The organism is Streptomyces sp. BBFR2 (assembly GCF_044497305.1).
Classification (GTDB): domain Bacteria; phylum Actinomycetota; class Actinomycetes; order Streptomycetales; family Streptomycetaceae; genus Streptomyces.
On the sequence record NZ_CP172415.1, the window covers coordinates 4,332,358 to 4,342,500 of the forward strand.

At 73.1% G+C, this 10,143-nt stretch carries 7 protein-coding genes and 1 rRNA gene (1 of these 8 only partly in view); all 8 read left to right on the forward strand.

Features of this window, described 5'->3' with window-relative positions; all coding sequences use genetic code 11:
• The first annotated feature begins 81 nt into the window (after positions 1-81).
• The gene (locus tag ACGH2B_RS17600) at positions 82-1,440 is read left to right on the forward strand and encodes a phosphomannomutase/phosphoglucomutase (protein ID WP_399090136.1); all 1,359 of its coding nucleotides are present in this window, start codon (positions 82-84) and stop codon (positions 1,438-1,440) included.
• Between the two features lie 671 nt (positions 1,441-2,111).
• Positions 2,112-2,294, forward strand: a complete 183-nt coding sequence (locus tag ACGH2B_RS17605; protein WP_399090139.1) for a Trm112 family protein — start codon at positions 2,112-2,114, stop codon at positions 2,292-2,294.
• Positions 2,295-2,371: 77 nt separating this feature from the next.
• A complete protein-coding gene (locus ACGH2B_RS17610; RefSeq protein ID WP_399090142.1) occupies positions 2,372-3,508 on the forward strand; it encodes an SIS domain-containing protein in 1,137 nt (378 codons plus the stop codon).
• A gap of 95 nt (positions 3,509-3,603) precedes the next feature.
• Positions 3,604-4,818: a mannose-6-phosphate isomerase, class I gene (manA, locus tag ACGH2B_RS17615; protein WP_399090145.1), complete on the forward strand. Its 1,215-nt coding sequence runs from the start codon at positions 3,604-3,606 to the stop codon at positions 4,816-4,818.
• Between the two features lie 465 nt (positions 4,819-5,283).
• A complete protein-coding gene (locus ACGH2B_RS17620; protein WP_399090148.1) occupies positions 5,284-6,243 on the forward strand; it encodes a cation diffusion facilitator family transporter in 960 nt (319 codons plus the stop codon).
• A 794-nt stretch (positions 6,244-7,037) separates the two neighbouring features.
• Entirely contained in the window at positions 7,038-8,495 is a 1,458-nt protein-coding gene (ahcY, locus tag ACGH2B_RS17625; RefSeq protein WP_399090151.1) for an adenosylhomocysteinase, read from the forward strand.
• Between the two features lie 207 nt (positions 8,496-8,702).
• On the forward strand, positions 8,703-9,317 hold the full coding sequence (locus ACGH2B_RS17630; protein ID WP_399090154.1) for a hypothetical protein: 615 nt from the start codon (positions 8,703-8,705) through the stop codon (positions 9,315-9,317).
• Positions 9,318-10,076: 759 nt separating this feature from the next.
• Positions 10,077-10,143: ribosomal RNA gene (locus ACGH2B_RS17635) — 16S ribosomal RNA — on the forward strand (it continues 1,462 nt past the right edge of the window).

A 10,143-nucleotide genomic window follows, 5' to 3' on the forward strand; every position in this document is an offset into this window, starting at 1 on the left:
CGTCCGGCCGGCTGTCAGTACCTCCGGGTAGGTTGGAACTCCCCGTACCGATCTCCCGTACCGATTCCAGGAGGAGTGGCCGTGGCTGATCTGTCGCAGCTCGTGAAGGCGTACGACGTGCGCGGTGTCGTGCCCGACCAATGGGACGCCTCGCTCGCCGAGCTGTTCGGCGCCGCCTTCGCCGAGGTCACCGCCGCCGACGCGATCGTGATCGGGCACGACATGCGGCCCTCCTCGCCGGGCCTGGCCCAGGCGTTCGCGCGCGGCGCCGCGGCGCGCGGCGCGGACGTCACCCACATCGGCCTCTGCTCCACCGACGAGCTGTACTTCGCCAGCGGCGCCCTCGGCCTGCCCGGCGCGATGTTCACCGCCTCGCACAACCCCGCGCAGTACAACGGCATCAAGATGTGCCGCGCCGGTGCCGCCCCCGTCGGCCAGGACACCGGTCTCGCCGACATCCGCGCCCTGGTGGAGCGCTGGTCGGACGAGGGTGCCCCGGAGCCCGCCGCCGTCCCCGGCACCGTCGGCGAACGCGACGTCCTGGCGGAGTACGCCGCCCATCTGCGCTCCCTCGTCGACCTGTCGGGCATCCGCCCCCTGAAGGTCGTCGTCGACGCGGGCAACGGCATGGGCGGCCACACCGTCCCCACCGTCCTCGCCGGTCTCCCCCTCGAAGTGGACGCGCTCTACTTCGAGTTGGACGGCTCGTTCCCCAACCACGAGGCCAACCCCCTCGACCCGAAGAACATCACCGACCTCCAGGAGCGCGTCCGCGCCACCGGCGCCGACCTCGGCCTCGCCTTCGACGGCGACGCCGACCGCTGCTTCGTCGTCGACGAGCACGGCGACCCGGTCTCCCCGTCCGCGATCACCGCGCTGGTCGCCGCCCGCGAGCTGGCCAAGCACCCCGGCGGCACGGTCATCCACAACTGCATCACCTCCTGGTCCGTCCCCGAGGTGGTGAAGGAGCACGGCGGCACCGCCGTCCGCACCCGCGTCGGCCACTCCTTCATCAAGGAGCAGATGGCGAAGACCGGCGCGATCTTCGGCGGCGAGCACTCCGCCCACTACTACTTCCGCGACTTCTGGAACGCCGACACCGGCATGCTCGCCGCCCTCCACGTCCTCGCGGCCCTCGGCGGCCAGGACCGCCCGCTCTCCCAGCTCGTCGCGGCGTACGACCGCTACGCCGCCTCCGGCGAGATCAACAGCACCGTCGCCGACCAGGCCGGCCGCCTCGCCGCCATCAAGGCCGCCTACGAGAACCGCGACGGCACCACCCTCGACGAGCTGGACGGCCTGACCGTCACCTCCGCCGACTGGTGGTTCAACCTCCGTGCCTCCAACACCGAGCCCCTCCTCCGCCTGAACGTCGAGGCCCGCGACGCCGCCACCGTCGCCCGGGTACGCGACGAGGTCCTGGAGATCGTCCGGGCGTAGGGCGGGGAGGCGGGGCAGGGACGCGGGGCTGGCCGGGGAGCCCTGCCCGTAGCGGGGCGCGCGCCTGTCGCCGGGCAGGAGGTCCGGCCGGGGCGGGTGCGTGCTGTCACCGGGGCCGGACCGTCACCGGGGCCGGGGCCTGCCGGTGCGGGAGCGCCCGGTGGCCGCGCGTGACCTGAGCTGGAGCGTGTCCGCGGGTCCGTCCGCTTCGCTCCGCTCCGGGCGTACGGAGCCGGGGCCTGAACTACGGAGCCCCGGCAGAGGGCGGGGGCTCCGCCCTCTCCCGGAGGCGTGGGAAGTACCCGTCATACGGTGCGGCGTGCCCCCGGACCCCAACCGGCCCTCGGGGCGGAGCCCCGGGCCACCCGGACTCGTCCGGCAGTCCGCTGCGCGGCGCCCGCCCCGACCGCAGGCCCCTTCCCACCCACACCCCGCCGCCGACCGGCCACGCCCCGTGATCCACCGGGCGTCGCCCCCCGCCCCGCCCACCCCCGGCCGCCGACCTCGGCCGCAGCGGCCCGGCGGCCGGGGCACGCCCCCGCACGACCCGACGGGCCCCGTACCGGACCGCCCACCCCACCCCACCGCCTCCCGCCACCCCGACGACAGGCCCCCGCCCCCCACCCGGCGGTAGGCTGGCGGGGCCGCAACCATCGAAGGAGCAAGCCCCCATGCCGGTCGACGCCAGCCTCATCGAGATCCTCGCCTGCCCCGCGTGCCACGCGCCGCTGGCGGACCGGACGGCGGACGACCCCGCCGAGCTGACCTGCACCTCCGCCGCTTGCGGCCTCGCCTACCCCGTGCGGGACGGCATCCCCGTACTCCTCGTCGACGAGGCCCGCCGCCCCGCCTGACCGGACGCCGCCGGGGCCCGGCCCCGGCACCGCCCGGCGTGTCCCGCCCGTACCGGCGAACGGAGGCCGCGCCCACCATGCTCGACGAGTCGCTCCTCGACAATCCTGAGGCGCTGGCCCGCGCCGACCGCTACGGCCTGCTGCGCGGCGTCGCCGAATCCGGCGCCCGGGTCCGTACCGCCGCCCGCGGCGCCGTCGAGGCCGGTATCGCCGACCTCGACCCGGACGGGCGGCCCCGCGCCGTCCTCGTCGCCGGGCCCGGCCCCGTCGCCCCCTGCGTCGCCGACCTCTTCGGCGCGCTCGGCGGCGGCAGTTGCCCCGTCACCCACATCCCGCCCACCGGCGTCGACGCCCGCCCCGGCGCCCTGCGCTGGACGCTGCCCGGCTGGTGCGGCCCCCTCGACCTGGTCCTCATCACCGGACCCGACGGTTCCGACCCCGGCCTCGCCGAACTGGTCGAGAGCGCCTACCGCCGCGGCTGCTCCGTCGTCGCCGTCACTCCGGCCGGATCCCCGCTCGCCGAGGCCGTCCGCCAGGCCCGCGGCCTCGCCGTCCCGCTGGCGACCACCGCGTACGACGCCGAGTTCGACGTCGAGGGCGCCCCGCCCGCCGCCCCGGGCACCCTCTGGTCGCTGCTCACCCCGATCCTCGCGCTCGCCGACCGGATCGGGCTGGTCAGCGCCCCGCCCGACGCGCTCACCCGCCTCGCCGACCGCCTCGACCAACTCGCCGAGGACTGCGGCCCGGCCGCCGCCACCTACACCAACCCGGCCAAGACCCTGGCCGCCGAGGTCGCCGACGCCCTGCCGCTGATCTGGACCGAAGGGCGGGTGGCCGGTGCCGTCGGCCGCCACTTCGCCGCCGAAGTCGCGAGCCTCGCCGGGCGCCCCGCCCTCGCCGCCGAACTCCCCGAGGCGCTCACCGCGCACGGCACCCTGCTCTCCGGCGCGCTCGCCGCCGGCGCCGACCCGGACGATTTCTTCCGCGACCGCGTCGAACAGCCCGCCGCCCTCCACGCCCGCGTCATCCTCCTGCGCGAACACGCCCCCGGCCCGCTCTCCGCGACCCGCGCAGCCCACGCCCTCGCCGAGGACCGCGGCACCGCCGTCAGCGCACTGGAACCACCCGAGGGCACGGACCTGGAGATCGCCGCCGAACTACTCGCCATCGCGGATTTCGCCGCCGTTTACCTCGCGCTCGCCGACACCGAGTGATCTGTGAGGACGGCCCCGCGACCACCCCGCGGGGCCGCCGCCCGTACGCCCCACGGAAACCTCCTCCCGTACGTCCCGCAGGAAGCAGCAGCCCCATGGACCGCCTCGACAACACCGTGCGCCCCTACGCCTGGGGCTCCCTCACCGCCCTGCCGGAGCTGCTCGGCACCGAGCCCACCGGCGAACCCCAGGCCGAGATGTGGATGGGCGCCCACCCCGGCGCCCCCTCGCGCATCGACCGCGGCGCCGGCCCCGTCTCCCTCGCCGACGTCATCGCCGCCGACCCCGAGGCCGAACTGGGCGACGCCACCGTCCGCGCCTTCGGCCCCCGGCTGCCCTTCCTCCTCAAACTCCTCGCCGCGGGCTCCCCGCTCTCCCTCCAGGTCCACCCCGACCGCGCCCAGGCCGAGGCGGGCTACGCCGACGAGGAGCGGCGCGGCGTCCCCCTCGACGCCCCGCACCGCAACTACAAGGACCCGCACCACAAGCCCGAGCTGCTCTGCGCCCTCACCCCCTTCGAGGGGCTCTGCGGCTTCCGGCACCCCGCCGAGGCCGCCGACCTGCTGGCGGGCCTCGACGTCGACGCGCTCAAGCCGTACGTCGACATCCTGCGCGCCGCACCCGAGGCCGACGCGCTCCGCGAGGTCCTGACCGCCCTCCTCGGCACCGACCGCACCGCCCTCGCCGACTCCGTCGACCGCGCCGCCGCGGCCGCCGGCCGGCGGGGCGCGGAAGGCGGCCCGCACGCCCCCGCGTACGCCGCCTACGCCGCCCTCGCCCACCACTACCCGGGCGACCCCGGCGTCCTCGCCGCGATGCTGCTCCACCACGTCACGCTCCAGCCCGGCGAAGCGCTCTTCCTCGGCGCCGGCGTCCCGCACGCCTACCTCAACGGCCTCGGCGTCGAGCTGATGGCCAACTCCGACAACGTCCTGCGCTGCGGCCTGACCCCCAAACACATCGACGTCCCCGAACTGCTGCGCATCGTCCGCTTCACCCCCGGCGACCCCGGCATCCTCCGCCCCGAGGAGACCGACGGCGAGGAGGTCTACGACACCCCCGCCGACGAATTCCGCCTCTCCCGCCACGTCCTCGCCCCCGGCGCCGCCCCCCGCACCCTGGACGCCCGGACCCCGCAGATCCTGCTCTGCACCTCCGGTACGGTCCTCGCCCGCCCGGCCACCACCGAACTCCCCCCGGAACAAGCCGAGTTGTGCCTCGCCCCGGGAGAATCCGCCTTCGTCCCGGCCGGGGAACAGGTCATCCTCTCGGGTGAGGGCACGCTCTTCCGGGCCACGGTCGTCGCGTAGACGAGCCGGGGCGTCCGGGTGCGAATTGGCCGGCAGCCCGGGCGCGGCCGGCGATCGGGTACCGGCGGTTGCTCGGGAACCGGCGGACGCCTCCCGTCCGAGTACGCCCCGTCAGGCGCCGGGCGCTCTCCGGCCGGGCGGACGCCGAGGGCACGCTTGCCGGGCAGCCGGGCAGCCGGGCAGCCGGGCAGCCGGGCAGCCGGGCGCCCGCCCGTGCCCACCGCCGACGGCGTACCCGGCGACGCCCCGCACGGGAAGCCGCCGTGAACCGCCCCGGCCGCCCCGCACTCCGCACCCGCGAATTCCAGCGCCCCCGCCGCCCCGGCCTCTGACCTGCCACGACCACCGGGTCACCGTCCACCCGCCGGGCACCTCACACCGCCCCGGGGCCGTGCTGCGACAATGACCGACCCACAGCCTTAAAGAGGCAGTAAAGCCGGCCGACGGAAGGGACATAAGGCACTCATGAGTGCATCAGGCGGAACCAAGGCGATCGTCGCGGCGCTGGGCGCCAACCTGGCGATCGCCGCAGCGAAGTTCGTGGCGTTCGCCTTCAGCGGCTCGTCGTCCATGCTCGCCGAGGGGGTGCACTCGGTCGCCGACTCCGGCAACCAGTGCCTGCTCCTGCTCGGCGGCAAGAAGGCCAAGCGCGCCGCCACCGAGGAGCACCCCTTCGGCTACGGCCGCGAGCGCTACATCTACGGCTTCCTCGTCTCCATCGTCCTCTTCACCATCGGCGGCGTCTTCGCGCTCTACGAGGGCTACGAGAAGATCCACGAGCCGCACGCCCTCGACAACTGGTACTGGCCGGTCGGCGTCCTCGTCTTCGCCGTCATCGCCGAAGGCTTCTCCTTCCGTACGGCGCTCAAGGAGTCCAACGAGCTGCGCGGCAAGCAGAGCTGGGCGCAGTTCATCCGCCGCGCCAAGGCCCCCGAGCTGCCCGTCGTCCTGCTGGAGGACTTCGGCGCGCTCATCGGCCTCGTCCTCGCCCTGTGCGGCGTCGGCCTCACCCTCGCCACCGGCGACGGCGTCTGGGACGGCATCGGCACCATGTGCATCGGCGCGCTCCTCGTACTGATCGCGCTGGTCCTCGCCGCGGAGACCAAGTCGCTGCTGCTCGGCGAGGCCGCGGGCGCCGATCAGGTCGCCAAGATCCGCGCGGCGGTCGTCGACGGCGACACCGTCACCCGCGTCATCCACATGCGCACCCTCCACCTCGGCCCCGAGGAACTGCTCGTCGCCGCCAAGATCGCGGTGCAGCACGACGACACCGCCCGCGAGGTCGCGGACGCCATCAACGCCGCCGAGGAACGCATCCGCGCCGCCGTCCCGATCGCCCGGGTCATCTACCTGGAGCCGGACATCTTCGACGAGGCCGCCGCGGCCGCCGGCGCCGACCCCGAGAAGTCCCCCGGCGGCCGCTGACCCACCCGCCGCACCCCGCGGTGAGCCCCGCCGAGGCGGCCCCGCCACCTCGGCCTCCGCCCGCGACCTCTCAGGCCCCGCACCGCCCGCCGGTGCGGGGCCTGAGCACACCCGCAGGCCACCGGCAGTTCCGCACGGCCCGTGCGGCGCGGTGTACGCCCACCGCGCGCCCCGGCGTCATACCCGGAACACCGGGCGGCACCGGGGAGCGTCGTCCGCCCTGACCAGGCGCGACGGCCGGCCCACGACCGGGGTGACGGCAAGAGCGCGAAGCACGAGAACAGCGCCACCCTCCGGCGGCCCGCGCCCCCACCGGCCGGGCGCCCCTCGGCGTACGGACCACGCCTGCCCGCACCGCACCGCCGGACACCGCCCCGCACCCCACGGACCCCGCGGCCACCACACGATCTCGGCCCCGATCGGCCCTCGCACCGCGGCCCGGCGGGCGCCCCCGCCCGAGGCCCGTCCCGCACGGCCACCCGGCCGGCCCCCTCCTCACACCCCCGTACGGGGCAACCGCCGGCACCCGGACCGCCGCCCCCACAGTGCACAGAATGAGCCGAGGCGGGCTGGGGCCGCCGGGCCGGTCGGTGTAGATTCGTCCCCAGTGCCAGACGTCGCTGCTGATGGCGGTCGGGCGGCCCGCACCGCGGACCGGCCGAGGGAGAGAGGGCCTCCGACGGACTGCGCTGCGGCCTGGGGAGAGGTGCGTCCGCTTCCGCGTGCGCTTCCGCCTGCCCGCGCCGCAGACTGCCCAGCCCGACATCCACCTCGCCGTACGAGGAGCAGCCCGTATGACCACCGCAGCCACCGGCCAGGACTTCAAGGTCGCCGACCTCTCCCTCGCCGCATTCGGCCGCAAGGAGATCACCCTCGCCGAGCACGAGATGCCCGGCCTGATGGCGATCCGCAAGGAATACGCCGAGGCCCAGCCCCTGGCGGGCGCCCGCGTCACCGGCTCCCTGCACATGACCGTGCAGACCGCCGTCCTCATCGAGACCCTGGTCGCCCTCGGCGCCGAGGTCCGCTGGGCGTCCTGCAACATCTTCTCCACCCAGGACCACGCCGCCGCGGCCATCGCCGTCGGCCCCGACGGCACCCCGGACAACCCCCGGGGCGTCCCGGTCTTCGCCTGGAAGGGCGAGTCCCTGGAGGAGTACTGGTGGTGCACGGAGCAGGCCCTGACCTGGCCGAACTCGCCCACCGGCGGCCCGAACATGATCCTCGACGACGGTGGCGACGCCACCCTCCTCGTCCACAAGGGCGTCGAGTACGAGAAGGCCGGCAAGGTCCCCTCCGTCGACACCGCCGAGAGCGATGAGCACCGCGCCATCCTGGAGCTGCTCACCCGCACCGTCGCCGAGACCCCGCAGAAGTGGACCCGCCTCGCCTCGGAGATCCGCGGCGTGACGGAGGAGACCACCACCGGCGTGCACCGTCTCTACGAGATGCACCGCGACGGCGAGCTCCTCTTCCCGGCGATCAACGTCAACGACGCCGTCACCAAGTCGAAGTTCGACAACAAGTACGGCTGCCGCCACTCCCTCGTCGACGGCATCAACCGCGCCACCGACGTCCTCATCGGCGGCAAGACCGCTGTGGTCTGCGGCTACGGCGACGTCGGCAAGGGCTGCGCGGAGTCGCTCCGCGGCCAGGGCGCCCGCGTGATCATCACCGAGGTCGACCCGATCTGCGCGCTCCAGGCGGCGATGGACGGCTACCAGGTCACCACCCTGGACGAGGTCGTCGAGACCGCCGACATCTTCGTCACGACGACCGGCAACAAGGACATCATCATGGCCTCCGACATGGCCCGGATGAAGCACCAGGCCATCGTCGGCAACATCGGCCACTTCGACAACGAGATCGACATGGCCGGCCTCGCCAAGCTCGATGGCATCGTCAAGGACGAGGTCAAGCCGCAGGTCCACACCTGGACCCACCCCGACGGCAAGGTCCTGATCGTCCTCTCCGAGGGCCGCCTGCTGAACCTCGGCAACGCGACCGGCCACCCCTCTTTCGTGATGTCCAACTCCTTCGCGGACCAGACCCTGGCCCAGATCGAGCTGTTCACCAAGCCGGAGGAGTACCCGACCGACGTCTACGTCCTGCCCAAGCACTTGGACGAGAAGGTCGCCCGCCTCCACCTGGACGCGCTGGGCGTCAAGCTCACCACGCTCCGCCCGGAGCAGGCCGCCTACATCGGCGTCAAGGTCGAGGGCCCGTACAAGCCCGACCACTACCGCTACTGAGCGGACGCGTAACGCCCGCAGCAGCCGGTGAAGCCAGGCCCTCGCCCCACCGGGCGAGGGCCTGGCCCGTACCGCCCCACGGAAACAAGCGCCGCCCCGCGCGGGCCCACTCCGCACCCCGGCCCCCACCGAACGGGCCGCTCCCACCGAACGGTCCGTCCCGGCCCGGAGCCCGCAGCCCCGCCCCCGCCCGCCCGAAGGACCCCCATGCCCCGCGGCCACTACTCCCTGCACGATCCGCACGACCACACCCCCCTCGGCGAAGAACACTTCCACTGCGCCACCGGCCCCTCCGGCTGGCGTTACGTCTCCCAGATCACCTCCCCCTCCGGCGACCACGCCGGCTCCGTCGACCTCACCCTCGACGAACGGGGCCGCCCCCTCCGGCTCGAACTCCACGCCGGCGCCTGGCAGGTACGCGGCGCCGCACTCGACGGCGTCACCTGGGTACGCACCGACCCCACCGGCCAACACGCGACGGAGGGCAACGTCCCCGCCCACGCCTTCACCGGCGCGTCCCCCGCATTCCTCATCGCCACCGCCAGGCTGCTGCGCCCCGCCCCCGACGCCGGAGCCATCCGCACCCGGCTCGTGGCCTTCACACCCCCCGTCCTCGCGCCCCGCACCCTCGACCAGTCCTGGGCACTGGTCTCCAGCACAGCACACGCCACTGACAACGCCCCGCTGATCGACGACGAGTACCAGGTCAACGACCTGGAGACCGGCGAACAGCACACCGTCCACCTCGCCGGCGACGTCGTCCTCTCCGCCCCCGGCATCGAGCTCGAATCCCTCGACTCCCCACCGTCGGTCTTCCCGTAGCCGACACCCCGGGCCCGATGTGCGTCTCACCCCGCTGGCCTGGTAGTGTTTGTAGCTCCCCAGGAAACCCGTTGACACGGGAGTCTCAGGGAGGTAGATTCGAACGGTTGCGGGGGGAACTGGACAGGTTCCATCGCAACGGTTAGTCTCACATCTCGCTCCGATCAGAATTCGATTCGACGGAGCCTCTCGAATCACTTAGCAGAAACTTCCCCGATTCTCTTGGGTGAAATGCTTTCTGGTAATGTTCGGGGCAGCCGAAAGGCAAACCCCCTCCGACGGGTAATCGGAAACGAATTCGGACCGGAAACGGCGAGAATCGGATCTGCTAGAGTCGGAAAGGCCGGAAAGCGAAAGCCGAAGGCCACCCCGCTCCAACAGGGGGCCGGAAACGCCCAGCGGATCTGGTAAGGTTGGAAACGCGGAAAAGCCGAAAGGCCCGACCGCACCGGCGGAAATCAGAACCGAAAGGATCTGATAGAGTCGGAAACGCAAGACCGAAGGGAAGCGCCCGGAGAGCCTGGTGAAACAGGCACAAAGGAAGCGTCCGTTCCTTGAGAACTCAACAGCGTGCCAAAAGTCAACGCCAGATATGTTGATACCCCGTTACCGGCCATCAGGCCGGAACGAGGTTCCTTTGAAAGCCCACCGGAACCCACAGGGTGACGGTGGCACACACAGCGAGGACGCTGTGAACCATCGGACTATTCCTCCGATGGTTCCGCTCCCGTGTGTGTTCACCCGGATTACCGGGAAACATTCACGGAGAGTTTGATCCTGGCTCAGGACGAACGCTGGCGGCGTGCTTAACACATGCAAGTCGAAC